The 23,286-nt window shown below is 72.4% G+C and carries 23 protein-coding genes; 11 read left to right on the top strand and 12 right to left on the bottom strand.

Annotated elements, in window-relative coordinates:
- The first annotated feature begins 235 nt into the window (after nt 1-235).
- Entirely contained in the window at nt 236-2,224 is a 1,989-nt protein-coding gene (locus tag ACWEQO_RS00075; protein ID WP_452977158.1) for a streptophobe family protein, read from the top strand.
- Nucleotides 2,225-2,343: 119 nt separating this feature from the next.
- Entirely contained in the window at nt 2,344-3,552 is a 1,209-nt protein-coding gene (gene serB / locus ACWEQO_RS00080) for a phosphoserine phosphatase SerB (protein WP_452977160.1), read from the top strand.
- 86 nt (nt 3,553-3,638) lie between these two features.
- Here serB and ACWEQO_RS00085 read toward each other — a convergent pair whose 3' ends face one another.
- The 4 genes from ACWEQO_RS00085 to ACWEQO_RS00100 all read right to left on the bottom strand — a co-directional run bounded on the left by ACWEQO_RS00085 (nt 3,639) and on the right by ACWEQO_RS00100 (nt 6,089).
- On the bottom strand, nt 3,639-4,157 hold the full coding sequence (locus tag ACWEQO_RS00085) for a SixA phosphatase family protein (RefSeq protein ID WP_361462235.1): 519 nt from the start codon (nt 4,155-4,157) through the stop codon (nt 3,639-3,641).
- Between the two features lie 64 nt (nt 4,158-4,221).
- Complete coding sequence (locus ACWEQO_RS00090; RefSeq protein WP_361462233.1) at nt 4,222-4,428, bottom strand: hypothetical protein; 207 nt, start codon at nt 4,426-4,428, stop codon at nt 4,222-4,224.
- Between the two features lie 179 nt (nt 4,429-4,607).
- Nucleotides 4,608-4,724, bottom strand: a complete 117-nt coding sequence (locus tag ACWEQO_RS00095; protein WP_272932931.1) for an SGM_5486 family transporter-associated protein — start codon at nt 4,722-4,724, stop codon at nt 4,608-4,610.
- A gap of 48 nt (nt 4,725-4,772) precedes the next feature.
- A complete protein-coding gene (locus ACWEQO_RS00100) occupies nt 4,773-6,089 on the bottom strand; it encodes a CynX/NimT family MFS transporter (RefSeq protein WP_452977165.1) in 1,317 nt (438 codons plus the stop codon).
- Nucleotides 6,090-6,165: 76 nt separating this feature from the next.
- Between ACWEQO_RS00100 and ACWEQO_RS00105 the strand changes: the two genes are divergently transcribed.
- A complete protein-coding gene (locus ACWEQO_RS00105; protein WP_361462228.1) occupies nt 6,166-6,858 on the top strand; it encodes a FadR/GntR family transcriptional regulator in 693 nt (230 codons plus the stop codon).
- On the opposite strand, the gene ACWEQO_RS00110 is transcribed toward ACWEQO_RS00105, so the two are convergent.
- The 4 genes from ACWEQO_RS00110 to ACWEQO_RS00125 form a co-directional block, all read right to left on the bottom strand.
- A complete protein-coding gene (locus ACWEQO_RS00110) occupies nt 6,836-7,144 on the bottom strand; it encodes a hypothetical protein (RefSeq protein ID WP_452978416.1) in 309 nt (102 codons plus the stop codon). The genes ACWEQO_RS00105 and ACWEQO_RS00110 overlap by 23 nt on opposite strands.
- Nucleotides 7,145-7,447: 303 nt before the next feature.
- The gene (gene fabI, locus ACWEQO_RS00115; RefSeq protein WP_452977169.1) at nt 7,448-8,215 is read right to left on the bottom strand and encodes an enoyl-ACP reductase FabI; all 768 of its coding nucleotides are present in this window, start codon (nt 8,213-8,215) and stop codon (nt 7,448-7,450) included.
- Between the two features lie 5 nt (nt 8,216-8,220).
- On the bottom strand, nt 8,221-8,925 hold the full coding sequence (fabG, locus tag ACWEQO_RS00120; protein ID WP_361462224.1) for a 3-oxoacyl-[acyl-carrier-protein] reductase: 705 nt from the start codon (nt 8,923-8,925) through the stop codon (nt 8,221-8,223).
- Between the two features lie 131 nt (nt 8,926-9,056).
- Nucleotides 9,057-9,473, bottom strand: a complete 417-nt coding sequence (locus tag ACWEQO_RS00125; RefSeq protein WP_452977173.1) for an ATP-binding protein — start codon at nt 9,471-9,473, stop codon at nt 9,057-9,059.
- Nucleotides 9,474-9,526: 53 nt separating this feature from the next.
- Here ACWEQO_RS00125 and ACWEQO_RS00130 point away from each other — a divergent pair, with 53 nt between their 5' ends.
- From ACWEQO_RS00130 to tyrS, 3 genes are all read left to right on the top strand, one after another.
- Nucleotides 9,527-11,050 (top strand): TldD/PmbA family protein, encoded by a 1,524-nt coding sequence (locus ACWEQO_RS00130; protein WP_361462221.1) that lies wholly within the window; start codon nt 9,527-9,529, stop codon nt 11,048-11,050.
- Complete coding sequence (locus ACWEQO_RS00135) at nt 11,047-12,468, top strand: metallopeptidase TldD-related protein (RefSeq protein ID WP_452977177.1); 1,422 nt, start codon at nt 11,047-11,049, stop codon at nt 12,466-12,468. The genes ACWEQO_RS00130 and ACWEQO_RS00135 overlap by 4 nt, the downstream gene beginning before the upstream one ends.
- Before the next feature lie 81 nt (nt 12,469-12,549).
- On the top strand, nt 12,550-13,818 hold the full coding sequence (gene tyrS / locus ACWEQO_RS00140) for a tyrosine--tRNA ligase (protein WP_361462215.1): 1,269 nt from the start codon (nt 12,550-12,552) through the stop codon (nt 13,816-13,818).
- An 84-nt stretch (nt 13,819-13,902) separates the two neighbouring features.
- Here the strand turns inward: tyrS and ACWEQO_RS00145 are convergent, their stop codons facing one another.
- On the bottom strand, nt 13,903-14,181 hold the full coding sequence (locus ACWEQO_RS00145; RefSeq protein WP_384200798.1) for a GlsB/YeaQ/YmgE family stress response membrane protein: 279 nt from the start codon (nt 14,179-14,181) through the stop codon (nt 13,903-13,905).
- Nucleotides 14,182-14,396: 215 nt separating this feature from the next.
- Between ACWEQO_RS00145 and ACWEQO_RS00150 the strand changes: the two genes are divergently transcribed.
- On the top strand, nt 14,397-14,801 hold the full coding sequence (locus tag ACWEQO_RS00150; RefSeq protein ID WP_452977181.1) for a DUF3099 domain-containing protein: 405 nt from the start codon (nt 14,397-14,399) through the stop codon (nt 14,799-14,801).
- Nucleotides 14,802-15,065: 264 nt separating this feature from the next.
- Nucleotides 15,066-15,290 (top strand): hypothetical protein, encoded by a 225-nt coding sequence (locus ACWEQO_RS00155; RefSeq protein WP_384200801.1) that lies wholly within the window; start codon nt 15,066-15,068, stop codon nt 15,288-15,290.
- 53 nt (nt 15,291-15,343) lie between these two features.
- Here ACWEQO_RS00155 and moaA read toward each other — a convergent pair whose 3' ends face one another.
- From moaA to ACWEQO_RS00170, 3 genes are all read right to left on the bottom strand, one after another.
- Nucleotides 15,344-16,333, bottom strand: coding sequence for a GTP 3',8-cyclase MoaA (gene moaA / locus ACWEQO_RS00160; RefSeq protein WP_384200803.1), 990 nt, complete (start codon nt 16,331-16,333; stop codon nt 15,344-15,346).
- Between the two features lie 172 nt (nt 16,334-16,505).
- Nucleotides 16,506-18,134: a solute symporter family protein gene (locus tag ACWEQO_RS00165; protein WP_452977185.1), complete on the bottom strand. Its 1,629-nt coding sequence runs from the start codon at nt 18,132-18,134 to the stop codon at nt 16,506-16,508.
- Complete coding sequence (locus ACWEQO_RS00170) at nt 18,131-18,487, bottom strand: DUF485 domain-containing protein (RefSeq protein ID WP_361460681.1); 357 nt, start codon at nt 18,485-18,487, stop codon at nt 18,131-18,133. Before ACWEQO_RS00170 ends, ACWEQO_RS00165 begins: the two co-directional genes overlap by 4 nt.
- A gap of 283 nt (nt 18,488-18,770) precedes the next feature.
- On the opposite strand from ACWEQO_RS00170, the gene ACWEQO_RS00175 reads away from it, so the two are divergent.
- The 3 genes from ACWEQO_RS00175 to ACWEQO_RS00185 all read left to right on the top strand — a co-directional run bounded on the left by ACWEQO_RS00175 (nt 18,771) and on the right by ACWEQO_RS00185 (nt 23,270).
- Nucleotides 18,771-20,306 carry a S8 family serine peptidase gene (locus tag ACWEQO_RS00175; RefSeq protein WP_361460683.1) on the top strand — a complete coding sequence of 512 codons (1,536 nt, stop codon included), beginning with the start codon at nt 18,771-18,773 and terminating at the stop codon, nt 20,304-20,306.
- Nucleotides 20,307-20,428: 122 nt separating this feature from the next.
- A complete protein-coding gene (locus tag ACWEQO_RS00180; protein ID WP_452977190.1) occupies nt 20,429-22,057 on the top strand; it encodes a CoA transferase in 1,629 nt (542 codons plus the stop codon).
- Nucleotides 22,058-22,262: 205 nt separating this feature from the next.
- Nucleotides 22,263-23,270, top strand: a complete 1,008-nt coding sequence (locus ACWEQO_RS00185) for a CopD family protein (protein ID WP_452977193.1) — start codon at nt 22,263-22,265, stop codon at nt 23,268-23,270.
- The last annotated feature ends 16 nt before the right edge of the window (nt 23,271-23,286 follow it).

A 23,286-nucleotide genomic window follows, 5' to 3' on the forward strand; every position in this document is an offset into this window, starting at 1 on the left:
CCACTGAGTTGTCCCCCGAATTTCCCCCGTCGCAGGGAGTCTAGGGATGTCGAACATCGGGGGGAACTATTTCAGGCTCGGCCGCCGAACCGGAAGCCGGGCCGTGGGAAGGGGGTTCTCGGACGACTTCCGTGCTCCCGCAGGCGGGGTTGAAACCGGGCCGGAGAGTGGTAATCCACCCGAGGGGGACATGCGCGGCCGCCGTGTGCCGCGCCGCGGATCGGGGGGGTCTGCCATGAGCGCTGCCACGGAGGTCGGTACCGCGGGGCACGGCGCGCGCGTGCCGTGGGCGGATGTCGTGATGTCCGCGGTCGCCGCGGTGAGCTGGGCGCTGATCGGGATGGCGGGGACGGCGGCGCTCGGGCTGCGTCTGCTGGACGCGGACTCGGCGGGTTCGCTGGGGCCGATGACGGCCGCGGTGGTGGCGTCGGCGGTCGGCGGCTCGGTCACGCCGTCCATCGAGGTGTCGGCGTTCGGACTGTCGGGCGCGGAGGCGAGTACGGCCTTCGGGGTCGCCCCGCTGGGGGTGAGCCTGGTGGGCGCGTTGCTGCTGTCGTCCGTCTTCCTGCGGTCGCTGCGGGCTGCGGGTGACGTCCTGTCCCCGGCCGAACTCGCCGCACGCGCCGGCGCGGTGGTGACGCTCTTCGTGGGGATGGCGGGTGGCCTGGTGTGGGCGGGCCACGGCGTCGTCACCGTCGAGGGGGACGTGCTGGGTCCGGACGGGCTGTTGGGCTCCGGCGGGGGCCACGGCGGGATCGAGATCCCGGGACCGGGCGATCTCGGGGGTCTGCTGCCGGAGCGGATCGGTGATCTCGTCGACGCGAAGGCCGCGGTCGGGTTCGGCGTCGACACCGTGCCGACGCTGCTCGGTGGCCTGGGCTGGTCGGTCGGCGTCCTGGTCGTCGCGTTGCTGGCGTCCCGGCGCACTCCGCTGCCGCGCGGCTGGGACGTCCTGCACCGCGTCGTACGGCCCGCGGTGTCCGCCCTCGTCGTGGCGGGCCTGGTGGCGGTGGCGGCGGGGTACGCGGCGGCGGGGTACGCGGCGATCGGCGACGGCCATCCCCGGCGGATCGCGGGAGCGGCCCTGCTGGGGGCGCCGAACGGGGTGTGGCTCGGCCTCTCGGTCGGGTTGTCCGTGCCGTGGGAGGGGCGGGCGACGGGGGCGCTGCTCGGCGTTCTGCCGCACCCCCTGGACGACCTGCTGCAAGTGGACTCCGGCCGGCCCGTCACCCTGGCCCGGCTGGCCGGGTACGACGGGCGGGTGTGGCTGCTGGCGGCGGCGGCCGCGGTGACGATGCTGCTGGCCGGCGTGCTGCTGGCGGCGCGGACACCGCTGGAGAGGGCTGGGGGCGCCGGGGGCGCCGGTGGTGCCGGTGCCGCAGGGGAAGGGAGCGCCGCGGGTTTCGCCGGGCGCTGTGCGCTGCGGCTGGGGGTCGCGACGGCGCCGGCTCTGTCGCTGCTGGTGTGGCTGGCGGAGGTGTCGGTGGACGCCTCGCTGTCCGTGCTCGGCTTCGACGTGTTCGGTACGGGCGTCGAGCTGCGCGGTCACCTCGCCGTGGCACTGCTCCTGGGCTCCGTCTGGGGCGCGGGTGCGGGCGCGGCGGGGGCGCTGCTGGCACGGGCGTGCGGGGTCGCGGGGCGACGGGCTGCGCCGCGGGCGCGGGTCGCGGCCGGGGGCGGGGGCGGGAGCGGGGGCGAGGCACTGGAAGGCGCCGGAGGCCCGGGGGCCGGACCGCGGCCTGCCGGGGCGGGTGTCGGGCCGTATGCGCCGGGGGTGCCGTATCGGCCACCGAATCCGGGGACGAATCCGTACCTGGTGGTGCCCGAGGAGCTGAGGGGGCGGCCGGAAGCCCGGCCGGGTGGTGCGGGGCAGTGGCCCGGCGCGCGGTCGGGGCACGCTCCCCCACCGGAGCCCGATGAAGCGCGACCGGCCGGTCCACCGGCGGCACTCGGTGACATGCGGCCGCCCGGACGGCCCCCGAACGAGCCCGGAGCGGACGAGGACGCGCCGGACGACGACATCTCCGGCGCTCCGACCGTGATCCGTCCCCTCGAGCCGCCGCCCCCGGAGAGGACCCCGCGCAGGCGGCCCGGGGGTGGTGGCCGACCCGGGCGTGGTGCCGGGCCGGCCGCGGGGAAGCGTCCGCCGCTGTGGCCGGACGAGGGACCTCCGCCTCCGCCGCCGCCTCCCCCGCCGCCGCCTCGCCCCGGCGGTGGCCGGTGAGGCGGACGGCGGCCGAGGGGCGTAAGGTCCGAGACACCTCGGCGACGCCGAGAGTTCGCTGTCCGCCAGACGGACCTCGGGCGCGCAGGGCACTGCGTGCCCGATACGGTAAGAACACCATGAACGCATCGCAGACCTCGGACGTTCCCACTCTCCTTGTCAAGATCTTCGGCAAGGACCGACCCGGTATCACCGCCGGTCTCCTCGACACCCTCGCCGCCTACTCCGTCGACGTGGTCGACATCGAGCAGGTGGTCACCCGTGGCCGAATCGTGCTGTGTGTGCTCGTGACCCAGCCGGCACAGGCCCTGGAGGGAAGCCTGCGGGCGACCGTCCACAATTGGGCCGATTCGCTCAAGATGCAGGCGGAGATCATCTCCGGCATCGGCGACAACCGTCCACGCGGACTCGGCCGTTCCCTGGTCACCGTGCTGGGCCACCCCCTCACCGCCGAGACGGCGGCGGCGATCGCCGCGCGGATCACGAGGACCGGCGCCAACATCGACCGCGTCTTCCGGCTCGCCAAGTACCCGGTGACCGCGGTGGAGTTCGCGGTCTCCGGCGTGGAGACGGAACCGCTGCGCACCGCCCTGGTGACCGACGCGTCGAAGCTCGGGGTCGATGTCGCCGTGGTCGCGGCCGGTCTGCACCGCCGGGCCCAGCGCCTGGTCGTCATGGATGTGGACTCCACCCTCATCCAGGACGAGGTGATCGAGCTCTTCGCCGCCCATGCCGGCTGCGAGGACAAGGTCGCCGAGGTGACCGAGGCGGCGATGCGCGGGGAACTGGACTTCGAGGAGTCGCTGCACGCGCGGGTGCGGTTGCTGGAGGGGCTGGACGCCTCCGTGGTGGACAAGGTGCGCAGCGAGGTGCGGCTGACCCCGGGTGCCCGCACCCTGGTCCGCACGCTGAAGCGGCTCGGCTACCAGGTGGGTGTGGTCTCCGGAGGGTTCACCCAGGTCACGGACGATCTGAAGGATCGGCTGGCGCTGGACTTCGCCCATGCCAACACCCTGGAGATCGTCGACGGAAAGCTGACCGGCCGGGTCACGGGCGAGATCGTGGACCGGCCGGGCAAGGCGCGGCTGCTGCGCCGGTTCGCGGCCGAGGCGGGCGTCCCGCTGTCGCAGACCGTGGCGATCGGCGACGGCGCGAATGACCTGGACATGCTCAACTCTGCGGGTCTCGGCGTCGCGTTCAACGCCAAGCCGGTGGTGCGCGAGGCGGCCCACACCGCGGTGAACTTCCCCTTCCTGGACACGGTCCTGTATCTGCTGGGCATCACGCGCGAAGAGGTCGAGGCGGCGGACATCCTCGACCTGGACTGAGCCACGCGGGCCCGCGGCATCCGGTTCACGGTGAGCCGGGGCCCGGCGCCGGACCGGTGCCGGGCCCCGCCGTCACGGCGTGGGGGTCACTCGCTGGGCGCCCAGTAGTCGACCAGGGTGGCGACCCCGGGCTCGAGGGACTTCCAGGAGCCGGTGAAGGACAGCACGGCGAAGGCGGCGGCGGGATAGCCACGACGGCTCATCCGCTCGCCCGCGTCCCCCTCGGCCGCCCCGGAGAGGATCTCGGCTGCTCCCTGGACGCCGGGGTTGTGGCCGACCAGGAGCACGTTCTGCGCGTCGTCGGGGGTCTCGTTCAGCAGGGCGATCAGCTCACCGGGCGAGGCTTCGTAGATCCGCTCCTCGTAGACCGTCTTCGGGCGCTGCGGGAACTCGTGCACCGCGAGTTTCCACGTTTCCCGGGTCCTGGTCGAGGTGGAGCAGAGGGCCAGATCGAACGCGATGGCGGAGTCGGCGAGCTTGCGTCCGGCGACTGCGGCGTCCATCCTGCCGCGCTCGGCGAGCGGGCGCTCATGGTCGTTCACCGGTGGCCAGTCGGCCTTCGCATGCCGGAAGAGGACAATCCTGCGGGGTTCTGCGACGCTCATGTGCCCCAGCTTCGCATGAAACAGGCCACAGGGCGCGGGTAGTTGACGGCCACTTCCGGGGTGCTCAGCGGGTGATGAGCTGCTGAGCGCGCTCGAGGAGGTGGGTGATCCCGGGCTCGGCGGTCGCCGCGTGCGCGTCGGCGGGATCCAGGATCAGCGTGAGCAGCATGACGAAGGCGAGCGCGGGCAGGGCGAGGGCCCACCACGGCAGCCGGCTGTCGGCGCCGCCCCGGAGGACCGGGTGGGGCCGGGTGGGGGTGCGCGCCGACATGGGGGGGCCTCCGCTCTTCGAGTGTTCCGTGCCGCCTCTCGCGGCCACATCTCGAAGGTATGTACTCCCCGGCCCTCGGCCCATCCGGTGACCCACCCACTTGCCCCTGAGCCTGGCCCCCTAGGGGACAGGGGGGCCAGCACCACCACGGCCCTCGGGCGGGGCCGGTGCCGGGGGTGTCACGGCGCGAGGATGCTCGCGATCACACCGATGACGATGAAGATGGCGAAGAAGGCTCCGAAGACGAGCAGCAGCTTCTTCTGACCGTTCTGCGGGTTCGGGTCGAGGACTGGCATGGGGCAAGTCTCGCATCCGCCGGCCCCGCGGCGCGCCCCGGGTCGGGCTCAGCGGGCCGCCGCCTCGTCCTCCACCGTGCGGTCCCGGCCCGCCAGGACCCCGGCGATCGTCTGCGGGATCATCAGGCCGGCCAGGAGTGCGAGCGGCAGGCCCCAGCCACCGCTGTGCTGGTAGAGCACGCCCACCAGGAGGGGGCCCGGAATGGAGATCAGATAGCCGGTGCTCTGGGCGAAGGCCGACAGCTTGGCCACGCCCGCGCCGGACCTGGCCCGCATCCCGACCATGGTGAGCGCGAGGGGGAAGGCACAGTTGGCGATGCCCAGCAGCAGCACCCAGACCAGGGCGCCGGCGGCCGGTGCGAAGTACAGACCGGTGTAGCCGACCAGGCCGCTCACGCCGAGCACGAGCACGATCGGTCCCTGCCGGGGCAGGCGCGTGGCGAGGCGCGGGATGACGAAGGCCAGCGGCACGCCCATCACCATGATGAACGCGAGCAGCAGTCCGGCCGTGCTCGCGGGCACGCCCGCGTCCCGGAAGATCTGCGGCATCCAGCCCATGGTGATGTAGGCGACGGTCGCCTGGAGCCCGAAGAAGACGGCCAGCGCCCAGGCGGTCCGGCTGCGGGTGATGCGCACCTCGGGCGACGGCTCACCCGCCGACGACGGCCCGCCGGACGCGGGGGCCCGCTCGGCCGGTGGTGCGCCCCGCTTCCCCGTGAACGGGATCCACGGCAGTACGGCGGCCACGGCGAGCGCCGCCCACAGGGCGAGCCCCGACCGCCAGTCCCCGCCCAGCGCCTCGGTCAGCGGCACGGTCACCGCGGCGGCCGCGGCCGTGCCCAGGGCAAGGGCCATGGAGTACAAGCCGGTCATGGAGCCGACCCGGTCCGGGAACCACTGCTTGACGATGACCGGCATCAGGACGTTGCTGACGGCGATGCCCATGAGCGCGAGGGCGCTGGCGGCCAGGAAGCCCGCCGTGCCTCCCGTGAACGGGCGTATCAGCAGCCCCGCGCCGATGGCGACCATGCCGGCGCACACCACCGCACCCGCTCCGAAGCGGCGGGCCAGCCGCGGGGCGGCGACGCCGAAGACGGCGAAGCACAGCGGGGGCACGGAGGTGAGCAGCCCGGCCACGCTGCCGCTCATGGCGAGGTCGGTGCGGACCTCCTCGAGCAGCGCGCCGAGGCTGGTGATGGCGGGACGGAGGTTCAGCGCCGCCAGCACGATGCCGACGACGAGCAACCGGGTCGTCCACGCGCGCGTGGCGGCGCCCCCGGTCTCCCGGGGTGCGGACGGAGCTTCCGTGCGTACGGTCGTGGACGCGAGCGTCCGGGTTTCCTCACCAGCCATGAAATACATCATAGAATCATGGGATGATTGGTTGTCCATGCCGAGACTGCCGTCCGGCATCGGCGCCCCTGCCGTGCAGAGGTGTGTCATGTCCCTGAGCCATCCCCGTCGTTCCGCGCTGTCCGAGCAGGTCATCGCCGCTCTGCGCGCCCAGATCACCTCGGGCGAGTGGCCGGTCGGCTCCCGCATCCCGACCGAGCCGGAGCTGGTCGAGCAGCTCGGGGTGGCGCGCAACACAGTCCGTGAGGCCGTGCGAGCGCTGGCGCACAACGGGCTGCTCGACATCCGTCAGGGCTCGGGCACCTATGTCGTCACCACGAGCGAGCTGGCCGGGGTGATGCAGCGCCGGTTCGCCGACGCCGACCCCGGGCACATCGCGGAACTGCGCTCCGCCCTGGAGTCGTCCGCGGCACGGCTGGCCGCCGAGCGGCGCACCGAGAAGGACCTCGAACAGCTCGACACCCTGCTGCTGCGCCGTGAGGAGGCCTGGGAGTCGGGTGCGGCGGAGCGGTTCGTGGCGGCGGACACGACGTTCCACCTGGCCGTCGTGGCGGCGTCGCACAACGACGTGCTGACCGAGCTGTACGCGGACCTGAGCGAGGTGCTGCGGGACTGGCTGCGCGACGACGTCGGCCAGGAGCTGACCCCGCGGACCCACCTGGACCACTCGCGGCTGCTGGACGCGATCCGCGCGGGCGACGCGACGAGGGCGGCCGAGGAGGCCGCCGCCCACTCGCCGGCGTGCCGTCCGGGGCGGTTCAGGCCGCCTTCCGGTGGCTGATCCACGCGGACCGGACCTCCTTCCAGCAGCGGCCGGTCAGCCGCACGGTCTGTGCGGGTCCGGCGGCCACCGGGGCGCTGTCGCTGTCGAGGTCCCACCACTGGAGGCACTCGATGTGCAGGCTCACGTGATCGGTGTCCGGATAGGGGTTGTGGCAGTACACGGTCACCCGGGAGCCGTCGACCTCGGTCCGGCAGGCGGCTCCGAACGGATCGGCGGACTCCGCGCCGCCGGACCCGGCCTCGGCCGGCCGCACACGCGCGTGCGACATCGTCTCGTACGGCATCGCCCCGTACGCCAGGGCGGGCACGAGGGCGATGCCCGCGGCGATGGTGAAGGTCACTGAGAGCAGGCGGTGAAAGCGCACAAGGGGGGACCTCCTCGGCCGTGCTGGGAGGGAGATCGAACGGGGATCAGGCAGGGACCACACGGTGTCCGCGTGCTCACGGTGACCTGTTGCTCCACAGTGCCCGCCGGCACCGCGCACCGCCCGCGCTGCTGAGCCGAACGGGTGACGCGGCGAGGGCCCGCACCCTTCGCGTGAAGGGTGCGGGCCCTCGTCGGCCGTTCCGGGCCGGGCCTGCGGCGCTCAGGCGCCGATGGCGTGCAGACCGCCGTCCACGTGGATGATCTCGCCGGTGGTCTTCGGGAACCAGTCGCTCAGCAGGGCGACGGCGCCGCGGCCGGCCGGCTCCGGGTCCTTCAGGTCCCACTCCAGCGGGGCCCGGGTGTCCCACACGGAGGCCAGCTCGCTGAAGCCCGGGATGGACTTGGCGGCCATGGAACCGATCGGGCCCGCCGAGATCAGGTTGCAGCGGATGTTCTGCTTGCCCAGGTCACGCGCCACGTAACGGCTGGTGGCCTCCAGGGCCGCCTTGGCCGGGCCCATCCAGTCGTACTGCGGCCAGGCGTACTGCGCGTCGAAGGTGAAGCCGACGACGGAACCGCCGTTCGGCATCAGCGGCAGGCAGGCCATGGTCAGCGACTTCAGGGAGAAGGCCGAGACGTGCATGGCCGTGGAGACCGACTCGAACGGCGTGTTCAGGAAGTTGCCGCCGAGCGCGTCCTGCGGCGCGAAGCCGATGGAGTGCACGAGGCCGTCGAGGCCGCCGAGCTCCTCGCCCACGACGTCCGCGAGGCGGCCCAGGTGCTCGTCGTTGGTCACGTCGAGCTCGATGACCTTGGCGGGCTTGGGGAGCTTCTTGGCGATGCGCTCGGTCAGGGTGGGCCGCGGGAACGCGGTCAGGATGATCTCGGCGCCCTGCTCCTGGGCCAGCTTGGCCGTGTGGAAGGCGATGGAGGACTCCATCAGCACACCGGTGATCAGGACGCGCTTGCCCTCGAGAATTCCGCTCATGTCGTTCAGTGACCCATTCCCAGTCCGCCGTCAACGGGAATGACGGCTCCAGTGATGTACGAGGCGTCGTCCGAGGCGAGGAACCGCACGGCCGCGGCGATCTCCTCCGACTGCGCGTACCGGGCGAGCGGTACCTGCGCGAGGATCTTCGCCTGCTGCTCCTCGGTGAGCTCCCTGGTCATGTCGGTGTCGACGAAACCGGGGGCGACGACGTTGAAGGTGATGTTGCGCGAGCCCAGCTCACGGGCGAGGGAACGCGCGAAGCCGACCAGCGCGGCCTTGGAGGCGGCGTAGTTCGCCTGCCCGGCGGAACCGAGGAGCCCGACGACCGACGAGATGAGCACGACGCGGCCCTTCTTGGCCCGCAGCATGCCTCGGTTGGCGCGCTTGACGACACGGAAGGTGCCGGTGAGGTTGGTGTCGACGACGGACGTGAAGTCCTCCTCCGACATCCGCATCAGCAGCTGGTCCTTGGTGATGCCGGCGTTGGCGACCAGCACCTCCACGGGACCGTGCGCTTCCTCGATCTCCTTGTAGGCCTGCTCCACCTGCTCGCTGTCGGTGATGTCGCACTTGACGGCGAGGAAGCCCGTGGGGGGCTCGCCCGAGCGGTACGTGATCGCGACCTTGTCACCGGCATCGGCGAACGCGCGGGCGATGGCGAGGCCGATCCCCCGGTTACCTCCGGTGACGAGAACCGAGCGGCTCAACGGATCACCCTTTCGATAGCGGTCTGGAGCCCCTGCGCGCGGCAGGCGCCTTCACCGAAAACCTATCGGTCCACCCGCTCCCCGGAGCGATCGGGCACCGACAGTGGCGCACACGGCCTCCTGTCGGGTTCCTACAGTCGGCGGCCCTCTGCCCGCTCGGCCGGCAGCACCACCGAGGGGTCGGTGTCCTCTGCCACCTCGCAGTGCGGCGTGCCGTGCCGACCAGCGGCGGTGAACGGCTTCAGCCTGATCTTCCCCTGCGCCGCCCCGTGCGCATACCGCTCCACGGGCTCACCGGCCGGCGACCGCCCGGCGGTCCGGCCCGTCTCCCTTTTCGGAGGCTCGTCGTCCGGGGCGTGGACCGCGCACTCGGCCCACACGGTCTTGCCCGGCCCCGGCCACCCTGCCACGCCCCAGCGGGCGGCGACGGCTTCCACCAGGAGCAGGCCCCTCCCACCGCCGGTGTCCGCGGAGGGTCGGCCCGTCGGCTCGGGACGCCCCGGGTGGGTGTCGGACACCTCGACGCGGACGAGTCCCGCGGACCGCATGATTCACTGCCTTCGTCGGTCCGTCAGCGAGCGCCCGAAGGGAACCCCCACTCGTGCCCCATGAAGTCGATCAGTCGTTTCTGGCGCTGCCGCTGCGCGCCCTCGCCGACGCCGCGCTGGCGCGGGCGCGGGCGCTCGGGGCGGAGCACGCGGACTTCCGTCTGGAGCGGGTGCGCAGCGCGTCCTGGCGGTTCCGGGACGCCAAGCCGGCCGGGTCGTCGGACACCACCGACCTCGGGTACGCGGTGCGCGTGGTGCACGGCGGGACGTGGGGGTTCGCCTCCGGGGTGGACCTCACCCTCGACGCCGCCGCCAAGGTCGCCTCGCAGGCCGTGGCGATGGCGCAGCTGTCGGCGCAGGTGATCCGGGCGGCCGGGTCCAAGGAGAGGGTGGAGCTGGCCGACGAGCCCGTGTACGCCGACCGGACGTGGGTCTCCTCGTACGAGGTCGATCCGTTCGCCGTGCCCGACGTGGAGAAGGCCGGGCTGCTGGGCGAGTGGAGTGCGCGGCTGCTGGCGGCGCGCGGGGTGGACCATGTGGACGCCTCGCTGCTGACCGTGCACGAGAACAAGTTCTACGCCGATACGGGCGGGACCACGACCACCCAGCAGCGGGTACGGCTGCACCCGGTCTTCACGGCCGTGTCGGTGGACGAGTCGAGCGGGGAGTTCGACTCCATGCGGACGCTCGCGCCGCCGGTGGGCCGCGGCTGGGAGTACCTGAGGGGCACCGGCTGGGACTGGGACGACGAGCTGGAGCGGATGCCCGAGCTGCTCGCCGAGAAGATGCGCGCGCCGAGCGTGGAGCCGGGCCTGTACGACCTGGTCGTCGACCCGTCCAACCTGTGGCTGACCATCCACGAGTCCATCGGGCACGCCACCGAGCTGGACCGGGCCCTCGGCTATGAGGCGGCCTACGCGGGCACCTCGTTCGCCACCTTCGACCAGCTGGGGAAGCTGAAGTACGGCTCGGAGCTGATGAACGTCACCGGTGACCGCACCGCCGAGCACGGGCTGGCGACGGTGGGGTACGACGACGAGGGGGTCGCGGCGCAGTCCTGGGACCTGGTGAGGGACGGCACGCTGGTCGGCTACCAGCTGGACCGGCGGATCGCGAGGCTGACCGGGTTCGAGCGGTCCAACGGGTGCGCGTTCGCGGACTCCCCCGGGCACGTGCCGGTGCAGCGGATGGCGAACGTGTCGTTGCGGCCGGATCCGGCGGGCCTGTCGACCGAGGACCTGATCGGGAGCGTGGACCGGGGCGTCTACGTCGTCGGTGACCGGTCGTGGAGCATCGACATGCAGCGGTACAACTTCCAGTTCACCGGGCAGCGTTTCTTCCGGATCGAGAACGGGCGGCTCACCGGGCAACTGCGGGACGTCGCCTACCAGGCGACGACCACCGACTTCTGGGGCTCCATGACGGCGGTCGGCGGTCCGCAGACCTACGTCCTCGGGGGCGCCTTCAACTGCGGCAAGGCCCAGCCGGGGCAGGTCGCGGCGGTCTCGCACGGCTGCCCGTCCGCCCTCTTCAGAGGAGTCGGCATTCTCAACACCACTCAGGAGGCGGGTCGATGAGCGCGCGCACCACCACACCGCACGAGATCGTCGAGCGGGCGCTCGAACTGTCCCGGGCCGACGGCTGTGTCGTGATCGCCGACGAGCAGTCGACCGCCAATCTGCGCTGGGCGGGCAACTCGCTCACCACGAACGGTGTCACCCGCGGGCGCACGCTCACCGTCATCGCGACGGTGGACGGCCGGGAGGGCACGGCGTCCGGCGTCGTGTCCCGGTCCGCGGTGACCCTCGACGAGCTGGAACCCCTGGTGCGGGCCGCCGAGGCCGCCGCGCGGGGTGCCGGGCCGGCCGAGGACGCCCAGCCGCTGGTCACGGGAGCGAAGGGGACGACCGGGTCCCCCGGGGCCCCCGATTTCGCCGAGGCTCCCGCGGAGACCTCCTCCGCCGTGTTCGCCGACTTCGCACCGGCCCTCGGTGAGGCGTTCGCCCGCGCGCGGGCGGGCGGCCGGGAGCTGTACGGCTTCGCCCAGCACGAGCTGGTCTCCAGCTACCTCGGTACGTCCACGGGGCTGCGGCTGCGGCACGACCAGCCGAGCGGGACGCTGGAGCTGAACGCCAAGTCGCCGGACCGTACGCGCTCGGCGTGGGCGGGCCGTGCCACGCGGGACTTCAAGGACGTCGATCCGGGGGCGCTCGACGCCGAGCTGGCCGTGCGGCTGGGCTGGGCCGAGCGGCGGCTCGAGCTGCCCGCGGGCCGGTACGAGACGCTGCTGCCGCCGACCGCCGTCGCGGACCTGCTGGTCTACCAGCTGTGGTCGGCCTCGGGCCGGGACGCGGCCGAGGGCCGCACGGTCTTCTCCAAGCCGGGCGGTGGCACCCGGATCGGTGAGCGGCTGTCCGGGCTGCCGCTGACCCTGCGCAGCGATCCGGACGAGCCGGGGCTGGAGTCGGCGCCCTTCGTGATCGCGCACTCCTCCGGGGGCGACCAGTCGGTGTTCGACAACGGGCTGCCGCTGACGGCCACGGAGTGGATCCGCGAGGGCGAGCTGACGCGTCTGACCACCAGCCGGCACGGCGCGGACCTGACCGGGCTGCCGGTGGCGCCGGCGATCGACAACCTGATCCTCGACGGGGGCGAGGACCGCTCCCTGGAGGAGATGGTCGCCGCCACAGGCCATCATGGGCCCGGCCTGCTGCTGACCTGCCTGTGGTACATCCGCGAGGTGGACCCGGCGACGCTGCTGCTCACCGGTCTGACCCGGGACGGTGTCTACCTCGTCGAGAACGGCGAGGTCGTCGGCGAGGTCAACAACTTCCGGTTCAACGAGTCGCCGGTGGACGTGCTGGGCCGTGCCACGGAGGCGGGACGTACGGAGCGGACGCTGCCCCGGGAGTGGGGCGACTGGTTCACCAGGGCCGCGATGCCGCCGCTGCGCGTCCCCGATTTCAATATGAGTTCTGTCAGCCAGGGCGTATAACCTCGTAGGCGTTCGCCCTCGGCGGTCACCCGACCGGCCGAGGACCGGCGGACCGAGGAACACCGAGGAGACACGAGAACCGTGACGGACATCGTCGACGAGCTGAAGTGGCGCGGGCTGTTCGCCCAGTCCACCGACGAGGACGCTTTGCGCAAGGCGCTCGCGGACGGTCCCGTCACGTTCTATTGCGGCTTCGACCCGACCGCGTCGTCCCTGCACGTGGGGCACCTGGTCCAGGTGCTCACCCTGCGCCGGCTCCAGCAGGCCGGTCACCGGCCGCTGGCGCTGGTCGGCGGCGCCACGGGCCAGATCGGCGACCCCCGCCCGACCGCCGAGCGCACGCTGAACGCGCCGGAGACCGTCGCCGGCTGGGTCGAGCGGCTGCGGAGCCAGATCGAGCCGTTCCTGTCCTTCGAGGGCGAGAACGCGGCCACGATGGTCAACAACCTCGACTGGACGCAGAACCTCTCCGCCATCGAGTTCCTGCGGGACATCGGCAAGCACTTCCGCGTCAACAAGATGCTGACCAAGGACTCGGTCGCCCGGCGTCTGGAGTCCTCCGAGGGCATCAGCTACACGGAGTTCAGCTACCAGCTGCTCCAGGCGATGGACTTCCTCCAGCTGTACCGTCACCACGGCTGCACGATGCAGCAGGGCGGCAGCGACCAGTGGGGCAACCTCACGGCGGGCCTGGACCTGATCCACCGGCTGGAGCCGGACGCCCCCGTCCACGCCTACGCCACGCCGCTGATGACGAAGGCGGACGGCACCAAGTTCGGCAAGACCGAAGGCGGCGCGGTCTGGCTCGACCCGGAGATGACCACGCCGTACGCGTTCTACCAGTTCTGGCTGAACACGGACGACCGGGACATCTCCGGCTACATGCGGATCCTGTCCTTCAAGTCCCGCGAGGAGCTGGAGGAGCTGGAACGGCAGACGGCGGAGCGTCCGCAGGCCCGTGCCGCCCAGCGCGCCCTGGCCGAGGAGCTGACGACCCTGGTGCACGGCGCCGGCCAGACGGCCGCCGTGATCGCCGCGTCGAAGGCGCTGTTCGGCCAGGGCGAGCTGGCGGAGCTGGACGACCGCACGCTGGCGGCGGCCCTCTCCGAGGTGCCGCACGTCGAGGTGACCGAGCTCGGTCCGGTCGTCGACCTGTTCGCCGAGGTCGGCCTGGTGGCGAGCAAGTCGGCCGCGCGGCGCACGGTCAAGGAGGGCGGCGCCTACGTGAACAACGTCAAGGTCACCGCCGAGGACGCCGTCCCCGCGAAGGAGGACCTGCTGCACGGGCGCTGGCTGGTGCTGCGCCGGGGCAAGAAGAACCTGGCGGCGGTGGAGGTCGCGACCGCCTGAGCCGTCGGCACGTGGCCGTCCGGGTGTCCGGCCGGGGCGAGCGCCCCGGGCGGCGCCGGGCGACCGCCTCGGCGGGCCCGCGCCTCAGACCCGCTGCTGTTTGCGGCCCCGCATCTGCATGTAGAGCATGTCGACGAAGAAGACGATGACGATCGCCGCCACCAGCTGGAAGATGTGCCGGCCCCAGTCGATGCCCGGGGTCTCCGCGATACCGAAGCCGCGCGCGATCGCGTTGCCCGCGATGGCGCCGAGGATGCCGCAGATGGTGGTCAGCCACAGCGGGCTGTGCTGCTTGCCGGGGATGATCGCCTTGGCTATCAGGCCGAGCACGAATCCCACGATGATCGCCCACAACCAGCCCATGACTGCCTCCTGGTACGCCTAGACGCGAGCATTACGGCCAGTTTCGGCCCGGACCCCTTGCACCGCATGTCGGGCGTGCCGCACGGGCTCCGGTTCGGGCAGGGTGGGCGGCATGGGCGCGGCGTAACGTGGTCCTCGTGCGGGCCCGGTGCCCCGGCCGGTCACGAGACGGCCAGGGGCGGGAAAAGTCCGATACGGGCGGATGGTGGAATGTGATGCGGAAGCAGCACGGCGGCGTCCAGGTGTTCCGGATCACCGGTGCCAGGGCGGGCCTCCAAGACGATGTGCGTGCGCGGCAGCGCCGGTACGTGATCTCGATGACCGTCCGTACGATCTCGGTCATCCTCGCGGCGTCGCTCTGGAACGTGGAACGGCACGTCGCGATCGTGGCACTGGTCCTCGGCATGCTGCTGCCGTACATCGCGGTGGTGATCGCCAACGCCGGACGCGAGAACGCGCCGTCGCTTCCGTCGTCCTACCTGTCGGCGCAGATGCGGCCGATGATCGAGCCTTCGGGGACGGACGACGGCACGTCGGAACCCGGGGCCGAGGACGCGGCGTCCACGCCCACGCCCGGGCCCACGCCCGGCGCGCGAACGGAGCGGTCCGGGCCGTCGTGACCTCCGGAACACGGCCGTGACCGGCCGGAACCGGAGGACACTTCCCCGCCAAGCTCAAGAAAAGCTCAGATCAATCACGTTGTTCCGGTGCCGGGGGCGGGGTGGCCCGTGACATACTTCGTACGCGCTCCGCATCCCCCGTCGGAGCGACGGACCGACGCCGGGCAGCTCCCCCCGTGGCTGCTCGGCGTCGCCTTTGTTCCGGGTGTGGCGGGTGCTCCCGGCCGTTGCCGCCGAGCCGGCCGGGTTAGGGTCGGCGGTGTGATGGACCCTGATCCCGAGACGCCGATCTGTTCCGCCAAGGGCTGCCGTGCCGCCGCCGTGTGGGTGCTCGCCTGGAACAACCCGAAGATCCACACGCCGGAGCGCCGTAAGACCTGGCTCGCGTGTGAGGAGCACCGGGAGCACCTGTCGCAGTTCCTCGGCGTCCGCGGGTTCCTGAAGGACGTGGTGCGCTTCGAGGAGTGGCGGGCGCCCGAGGGGGCGTAGTCCCGGGCCCCGCCCCGGCCTGCGAGCCCAGCCCTCCGGCCGCTTCGGCCGTTTCAGCCGCCGATGGCGGACATCGGGCGGTCGGGCTGCACGAACGCCGGGTCGTCGAGGCCGGCGCCCGCCTTCTTGCCCCACATGGCCAGCCGCCAGATCCGGGCGATCTCCTCGTCGGGCGCGTCGGAGCGCAGGGCCGCGCGCAGGTCCGTCTCCTCGGTGGCGAACAGGCAGGTGCGGATCTGTCCGTCGGCGGTGAGCCGGGTGCGGTCGCAGGCCGCGCAGAACGGGCGGGTGACGGAGGCGATGACGCCGACGCGGTGCGGGCCGCCGTCGACCAGCCAGCGCTCGGCCGGGGCGGAGCCGCGGGCCTCCTCGCCCTCGGGGGTCAGCTCGAAGCGGGTGCGCAGGGAGGCGAGGATGTCGCCGGCGGTGATCATGCCGTCGCGCTTCCAGCCGTGCTGGGCGTCCAGGGGCATCTGCTCGATGAAGCGCAGCTCGTAGCCGTGGTCCACGGCCCAGGCCAGCAGGTCGGGGGCCTCGTCGTCGTTGAGTCCCGGCATCAGGACCGAGTTGACCTTCACCGGGGTCAGTCCGGCCTCGCGGGCCGCGTACAGGCCGTCGATGACGTCCTGGTGGCGGTTGCGGCGGGTGAGGGTCTTGAAGACGTCCGGGCGGAGCGTGTCGAGGGAGACGTTGACCCGGTCCAGGCCCGCCTCCTTCAGGGCCGCCGCGGTGCGCCCGAGGCCGATGCCGTTGGTGGTCAGCGACGTCCGGGGGCGGGGTTCCAGGGCCGCGACCCGCTCGACGATGCCGACCAGGCCGGGGCGGAGCAGGGGTTCACCGCCGGTGAAGCGGACCTCCTCGATGCCGAGGGAGGTGACGGCGATGTCGATGAGGCGGACGATCTCGTCGTCCGTGAGCAGATCGGGCTTGGCCAGCCACTGCAGGCCCTCCTCGGGCATGCAGTAGGTGCACCGCAGATTGCACCGGTCGGTCAGTGACACCCGCAGGTCGGTCGCCACTCGGCCGTACGTGTCGATGAGCACGTGGCCCCCTCCCTCGACTCGGATCACTCGGATCGCGCGTACTCCGGCTGTCTGCGAGCCTACGTGACGACGCCGACAAGCACAGCGGTCCGAGGCGGCGGGACACGCGAGGGCCGCGCCGTACGGGCCTCCGGGAGAGGTCCGTGCGGCGCGGCCCGGCCGCCGGTGCGGGTCAGTGGGCGCCGGCGCCGGTCAGCGACCGGACCTCCAGCTCCGCGTACTTCTTGGCGTCCGGCTCCTCCTTGGACAGGACGGTGCCCAGCCAGCCCATCAGGAAACCGAACGGGATGGAGATGAGTCCCGGGTTCTTCAGCGGGAACCAGGAGAAGTCGACGTCGGGGAACATCGCGGTCGGGTCGCCGGAGACCACGGGCGAGAACAGCACCAGGCCGACGGCGACGATGAGACCGCCGTAGATCGACCACAGGGCGCCCTGGGTGGTGAACCGCTTCCAGAACAGGCTGTAGAGGATCGTCGGCAGGTTGGCGGAGGCGGCGACCGCGAAGGCCAGCGCGACCAGACCGGCCACGTTCAGGTCGCGGGCGAGGGCGCCGAGCGCGATGGAGACGACGCCGATGAGGACGGTCGCCCAGCGGGCCGCCCTCATCTCCTCCTTCTCCGTGGCCTTCCCCTTGCGGATGACGTTGGCGTAGATGTCGTGCGCGAAGGAGGAGGACGAGGCGAGGGTGAGGCCGGCGACCACGGCGAGGATCGTGGCGAAGGCGACCGCCGAGATGGTGGCGAGCAGGATCGCGCCCCAGGTCGAGTCGGTGCCGCCCAGGTGCAGGGCGAGCAGCGGGGCGGCCGTGTTGCCGGACGGGTTGGACTCGATGATCTCGGTGCGCGAGATGAGGGCCGCGGCGCCGAAGCCGAGCGCGATGGTCATCAGGTAGAAGCCGCCGATGATGCCGATGGCCCAGTTCACGGACTTACGGGCGGCCTTGGCGTTGGGCACCGTGTAGAAGCGGATCAGGATGTGCGGCAGGCCGGCGGTGCCGAGCACCAGGGCGATGCCGAGGGAGATGAAGTCCAGCTTGGTGGTGCCGCTCGCGCCGTACTGCAGGCCGGGCTCCAGGAAGGCCGCGCCCGCGCCGCTGTTCTCGGCGGCCTTGCCCAGCAGGTCGGAGACGTTGAAGTTGAACTTCAGCAGCACCAGGAAGGTGATCAGGACGGTGCCGCCGATGAGCAGCACGGCCTTGATCATCTGCACCCAGGTGGTGCCCTTCATGCCGCCGATGGAGACGTAGACGATCATCAGGACGCCGACGAGGGCGACGATGAGGATCTTGCCGGCGTCGGAGGTGATGCCGAGCAGCAGCGAGACCAGGACGCCGGCGCCCGCCATCTGGGCCAGCAGGTAGAAGATCGACACCACGATGGTGGAGGTGCCGGCCGCGGTGCGCACGGGCCGCTGGCGCATGCGGTAGGCGAGGACGTCGCCCATCGTGTAGCGGCCGGAGTTCCGCAGCGGCTCGGCGACCAGCAGGAGGGCGACCAGCCAGGCGACCAGGAAGCCGATGGAGTAGAGGAAGCCGTCGTAGCCGAAGAGGGCGATGGCGCCCGCGATGCCGAGGAAGGACGCGGCCGACATGTAGTCGCCGGAGACCGCGAGCCCGTTCTGGAAGGCGCTGAACTGCCGTCCGCCCGCGTAGAAGTCGGCGGCGTCCTTGGTCTGCCGGCCCGCCCAGACGGTGATGCCGAGGGTCGCGACGACGAACAGCGCGAACAGTGTGATGATCAGCGCGCGGTGTTCGCTCGCCTCGTTCGCGGCAAGGGTGACGTGGGTGATCGCGGGGCTCATGCGCCGCCCTCCATACGGGTCTTGATGGCCTCGGCCTTGGGGTCGAGGTTGGTGGCGGCGTGCCGGGAGTACAGCCACGCGATGAGGAACGTGGTGACGAACTGCAGGACCCCGAAGACGAGGGCGACGTTGATGTTGCCGAACAGCTCCGTGCCCATGAAGCCGCCCGCGTAGTTCGAGAGCAGCACGTACAGCAGGTACCAGAGGATGAAGCCGACGGTCAGGGGGAAGGCGAAGGAGCGGTGGGAGCGGCGCAGTTCACCGAACTCAGCGCTCTCCTGCACCGCGGTGAACTCCTCGGGTGTGGGGAGTTTGTGTTCCTCTGCTGAGGGGGATGGCGCTTCGGCGGCCACGGGGTCTCCTCGCGTTGCGGGTGCGGTTACGACGGAACTACGGAGCTACGGCAGGAACGGGGCGAGTGTCCTCGTGCTCCCTGCACAACGTCACGGCGCCACGCGAGCACCGGTTCAACGGTCCTCGCTTTCTTTTCGGGGGACGTTTTCCGAAGTCGTTACGGCAAAACGTTGTTGCTCACGGAGGGCACGGGATAACTTCGCCCTGCACCACTCGTCATGCCCCTGCCCGAGCACCACCTGTGCCTCGGGCGGTTTTGTTTCCGGATGATGTGGAGATCCCATGGCTCATCTGCGTTCCAGACGCCGTCTCGCCCTCGCCGTGCCTGTCGCGCTGTCCCTGACCGTCTCGCTCGGCTTCCTGCCGGCGGCGGCCTCGGCGGCTCCGCAGGCGGCGCCGACGGCGAAACAGGCGACGGACGCGCCCGCCTTGGCGTATGTCGTCAACACCAAGGCGGACCACCGCACCATCGCGTCGGTGAAGAAGGCGATCGCCGCGGCCGGCGGGACCGTCGTGGTCACGCACGACAGGATCGGTGTGATCGTCGTCCACTCGGCCAACCCGGACTTCGGCAAGGAGATCCGCGCCGCGCGGGGAGTGCAGTCCGCCGGGGCCACCCGCACCGCGCCGCTGGCTCCGGCCGGGACGACCGACGTGGGCGCCGCCGACCGCATGACGGCCGCCGAGGCCGCGCGGACGAAGGCCGCCTCGGAGAAGGTCCCCGGCAGTGAGCCGCTCGAGGCCGACCAGTGGGACCTGCGGGCGATCGGCGCCGACAAGGCCGCGCGGATCAACCCCGGCAGCCGGAAGGTGACCGTCGCCGTGATCGACACCGGCGTCGACGACACCCACCCCGACCTCGCCCCGAACTTCTCCGCCGCCCAGTCGGCCAACTGCGTCGGCGGCACGGCGGACACCAGCGAGGGCGCCTGGCGTCCGTACACGGACGAGGACTACCACGGCACCCACGTGGCCGGTGAGATCGCCGCGGCCCGCAACGGCATCGGCGTCGCCGGTGTCGCGCCCGGCGTGAAGGTCTCCAGCATCAAGGTGAGCGACCCGGACAACGGCCTCTTCTACCCGGAGAACGTCGTCTGCGCCTTCGTGTTCGCCGCCGACCACGGCGTCGAGATCACGAACAACAGCTACTACGTGGACCCGTGGCTGTACAACTGCACGGACGACCCCGACCAGAAGGCGATCGTCGACGCGGTCAACCGGGCCCAGCTGTACGCCCAGAAGAAGGGCACCCTGCACGTCGCCTCGGCCGGCAACTCCAACCACGACCTGGCCTCGGACGCGATCGACGACGCCTCCAGCCCGAACGACACCACGCCGGTCGAGCGCACCATCGACCCCTCCGAATGCCTGGACCTGCCGACCCAGCTGCCGGGTGTGGTCACGGTCAGCGCGACCGGTGTGCACGACGCCAAGTCGTTCTACTCCACCTACGGCAACCGCGTGGTGGACGTCGCGGCACCGGGCGGCGACAGCCGTTACCAGCTGCCGGACACGCCGTCGAAGAACGGCCGCATCCTGTCCACCATGCCGAACAACGGGTACGGCTTCCTCCAGGGCACCTCGATGGCCGCACCGCACGCCGCCGGTGTGGCCGCGCTGCTGAAGTCCAAGCACCCGTGGGCGACCCCGGCCGCGCTGCAGGCGCTGCTGAAGGCGCAGGCGGACAACCCGGGCTGCCCGGCCTCCTACGACCAGGACGGCGACGGAGTGCAGGACGCGACGTGCGAGGGCGGCAAGCGGATCAACGGCTTCTACGGTTTCGGCATCGTCGACGCGCTGGACGCGGTGAAGCGCTAGCCGGAGGAGCGGCAGCAGTGGTACCGCGCGGTCGTGCCGCGTGACCTGTGAGAGGGGAAGGGCCGGGCGATCCGCCCGGCCCTTCCGGTCCGTACGGGCGGCCGGTGCGGCACAGTGCACCCATGACCGGTACCGAATCACCCGTCGGCCTCGCGGCCGTGTGGTCCTCGCTCGGCGGCGATCCCGCCCTCCTCACGCGTGTGTCGACCGTCGAGCGGCCCGAGGTCCTTCCCGCGCGGCTGCCGGTGAGGGAGCTGGCGCGCGCCTGTGTGGGCGCGTGCGCGCTGGCCGCGGCCGAACTGGGCGCGCGGCGGGCGGCGCGCACGCCTTCGGTGCGCGCCCCTGCGGGGCGTCCCGAAGTCTCGGGGACGCCCGCGGTGCGGGTGGACGACGGAGCGGTGGCCGCGGCGTTCACCAGCGAGCGGCATCTGCTGGTCGACGGGCGGGCCCCGGTGGCCTTCTCACCGCTGTCGCGTTTCTGGCGCACGGCCGACGGCTGGGTGCGTACGCACGCCAACTACCCGCACCACCGGGCCCGGTTGCTCGCCGCGCTGGGGACGCCCGAGGACCCGCGGGCGGTGGCGGCGGCGCTCGCCGAGCGGTCGGCCGTCGAGGTCGAGGAGGCCGTGTACGCTGCCGGGGGACTCGCCGTCGCGCTGCGGACGCCCGCGCAGTGGGCGGCGCACGAGCAGGCCGCGGCGGTGGCGGAGCATCCGTTGGTGGAGCGCGGACGGCTGGACGCCGCACCCGCGCGCGTGCTCGCCCCCGCGGACCGCGATCCGCTGCTGCCCGCGGCGGGGCTGCGGGTGCTGGACCTGACGCGGGTCGTCGCGGGGCCGGTCGCCACCCGCACGCTGGCCCTGCTCGGCGCGGACGTGCTGCGCCTGGACCCCCCGTGGCTGCCCGAACTCCCCGACCAGCACACCGACACGGGGTTCGGGAAGCGCTCGGCCCTGCTGGACCTGACGGCCGACCGGGAAGTCTTCGAGGAGCTGCTCGCGGCCGCGGACGTGGTGGTCACCGGGTACCGGCCGGGGGCCTTGGACCGTCTCGGGCTGAGTCCCGAGGCACTGGCCGAGCGCCGGCCCGGGGTGGTCGTGGCGCACCTCTCGGCGTGGGGGGCGTACGGGCCGTGGGGTGAGCGGCGCGGCTTCGACAGCCTGGTGCAGGTGGCCACGGGGATCGCGGCGAGCGAGGGGTCGCCGGAGCGGCCGGGGGCGCTCCCGGCGCAGGCCCTCGACCACGGCACGGGGTATCTGCTGGCGGCGGCGGTGCTGCGGGCGCTGACCGAGCAGGCGGACGAGGGGGGCGGCCGGTTCGTGCGGCTGGCGCTGGCGCGGACGGCGGGCCTGCTGCTGGAAGGAGCCGCGCACACGGGTGCGCCGGCCGAAGGGACGGCGGCCGAGGGCGCACCGACCCAAGGGGCGCCAACCGGAGGCGCACCGACCGAAGAGGCACCCACCGGAGGGGCGGCGACCGGAGGAGCGACGACCGAAGGGACGGCGACCAGAGGGACGGCGACCGGAGGAGCGACGACCGAAGGGACGGCGACCAGAGGGACGGCGACCGGAGGGACGGCGGCCGCTTCGGCCCCGGGCGCGGGCGGGGCCGCCGACGCCTGGCTCACGGAGGCGGACAGTGCTCGGGGCAGGTTGCGGTACGTCCGGCCCGCGGTGTCGTTCGCCGGCGGGCCCCGTGACTGGGCCCGGCCGCCCGGGCCGTGGGGGGCGGACACCGCGCGGTGGGGATGACGGGCCGGGGCCGGGGCCGGGTCGGGGCCGGGGCCGGGTCGGGGTCGGGGTCGGGGTCGGGGTCGGGGTCGGGGTCGGGGTCGGGGTCGGGGTCGGCGGACCGTACGCGTGCGGTCGGGGCGTTGAATCCGACCTTGGCGCGAACTGCCCCCCGCCCTCTCGTCGCACGCTTGCCCGTTTCGTGAGTGCTTGTGAAGATCCTGGGGTGACTCTGACAAATCCCAAGGCCGGGGCGGCCGGGGCGCACAGCGGTGCGCGGCGCTCCGGCGCCGGCCCGGCCGTCGCCGTACTCGTGCTGGTGGCGCTGGCCGCGCTGATACCCCTCCTCGGTCCGCCCCCCGCCCTGCACGGAACCGGTGAGGCGCCGGCGCCCGGCACCGGCGGCATAGCCCTGCTGCGGACGGTGCTGTTCGCCGCGCTGGCGATACCCGTCGGCGAACTGTTCGTGAAGCGGCTCCTGCGTTCCGTGCCCGACGCGCCCCCGGCCCTGCCCGGCAGCTGGTTCACCGTCGCGAACACCGTCGGCTTCGCGGCCGCCCTCGGACTCGCCTCCGTCGTGGCCACCGGCAACCTGGTTCCCGAAAGTCTCGCCGCCATCGACGTGGGCGGCCTGTACGACTCCCGGGACGGCAAGTTGGCCCTCCTGGAGGTCAACGCCTTCCTCCTCGCGGCCCTGTGCGCCGCCTCCGGCCGTCCGGGCACACAGGTCTGGCCGCTGGCCGCGATCATCGTCGCCGAGGCCCTGCGCGCGCACCCCAAGACCGAGTACACCCCGCTGCTCGGCTCCGGTCTGACGCTGATCCACCTGACCTGCGCCTCGCTCTGGGTGGGCGGCCTGCTGTACGCGCTGCGCACCGTGCGGGCGTGGCGGGGCTCGGAGGCGGGTGGCGTGCTGCTGAGGCGGTACGCGCGCGTGGCGGCCGTGCTGCTGGCCGCCATCACCGCGACCGGGGTGTGCAGTTCCCTGCGCCGGATGCCGCCGGGGACGATCCTGGAGCAGCTGACGGACACCTCGTACGGGCGTGTCCTGCTCGCGAAGGTGATCCTGATGGCCGGTGTCGCGGCCCTCGCCCTGTGGGCCCGGGTCCGGCTGTCCCGCGCGGCCGATCCGCTGAGCGCCCGCGGCCCCGCGTGGGCGGAGGCGTACCTGCTGGCCCTGGTGGTGGCGGTGTCGGGCCTCCTGACGGCGCTTCCGGTGCCGATCCGCTGGTGAGGCCGGGCCGCAAGGT

The sequence above is a fragment of the Streptomyces sp. NPDC004051 genome, from assembly GCF_053604275.1.

What these genes read in the sequence shown, in the direction of transcription:
- ACWEQO_RS00075 (WP_452977158.1), top strand. Translation starts at nt 236, where the DNA reads ATGAGCGCTGCCACGGAGGTCGGTACCGCGGGGCACGGCGCGCGCGTG.
- serB (WP_452977160.1), top strand. Translation starts at nt 2,344, where the DNA reads ATGAACGCATCGCAGACCTCGGACGTTCCCACTCTCCTTGTCAAGATC.
- ACWEQO_RS00085 (WP_361462235.1), bottom strand. Translation starts at nt 4,157, where the DNA reads ATGAGCGTCGCAGAACCCCGCAGGATTGTCCTCTTCCGGCATGCGAAG.
- ACWEQO_RS00090 (WP_361462233.1), bottom strand. Translation starts at nt 4,428, where the DNA reads ATGTCGGCGCGCACCCCCACCCGGCCCCACCCGGTCCTCCGGGGCGGC.
- ACWEQO_RS00095 (WP_272932931.1), bottom strand. Translation starts at nt 4,724, where the DNA reads ATGCCAGTCCTCGACCCGAACCCGCAGAACGGTCAGAAGAAGCTGCTG.
- ACWEQO_RS00100 (WP_452977165.1), bottom strand. Translation starts at nt 6,089, where the DNA reads ATGATGTATTTCATGGCTGGTGAGGAAACCCGGACGCTCGCGTCCACG.
- ACWEQO_RS00105 (WP_361462228.1), top strand. Translation starts at nt 6,166, where the DNA reads ATGTCCCTGAGCCATCCCCGTCGTTCCGCGCTGTCCGAGCAGGTCATC.
- ACWEQO_RS00110 (WP_452978416.1), bottom strand. Translation starts at nt 7,144, where the DNA reads ATGCCGTACGAGACGATGTCGCACGCGCGTGTGCGGCCGGCCGAGGCC.
- fabI (WP_452977169.1), bottom strand. Translation starts at nt 8,215, where the DNA reads ATGAGCGGAATTCTCGAGGGCAAGCGCGTCCTGATCACCGGTGTGCTG.
- ACWEQO_RS00125 (WP_452977173.1), bottom strand. Translation starts at nt 9,473, where the DNA reads ATGCGGTCCGCGGGACTCGTCCGCGTCGAGGTGTCCGACACCCACCCG.
- ACWEQO_RS00135 (WP_452977177.1), top strand. Translation starts at nt 11,047, where the DNA reads ATGAGCGCGCGCACCACCACACCGCACGAGATCGTCGAGCGGGCGCTC.
- ACWEQO_RS00145 (WP_384200798.1), bottom strand. Translation starts at nt 14,181, where the DNA reads ATGGGCTGGTTGTGGGCGATCATCGTGGGATTCGTGCTCGGCCTGATA.
- ACWEQO_RS00150 (WP_452977181.1), top strand. Translation starts at nt 14,397, where the DNA reads ATGCGGAAGCAGCACGGCGGCGTCCAGGTGTTCCGGATCACCGGTGCC.
- ACWEQO_RS00155 (WP_384200801.1), top strand. Translation starts at nt 15,066, where the DNA reads ATGGACCCTGATCCCGAGACGCCGATCTGTTCCGCCAAGGGCTGCCGT.
- ACWEQO_RS00165 (WP_452977185.1), bottom strand. Translation starts at nt 18,134, where the DNA reads ATGAGCCCCGCGATCACCCACGTCACCCTTGCCGCGAACGAGGCGAGC.
- ACWEQO_RS00175 (WP_361460683.1), top strand. Translation starts at nt 18,771, where the DNA reads ATGGCTCATCTGCGTTCCAGACGCCGTCTCGCCCTCGCCGTGCCTGTC.
- ACWEQO_RS00180 (WP_452977190.1), top strand. Translation starts at nt 20,429, where the DNA reads ATGACCGGTACCGAATCACCCGTCGGCCTCGCGGCCGTGTGGTCCTCG.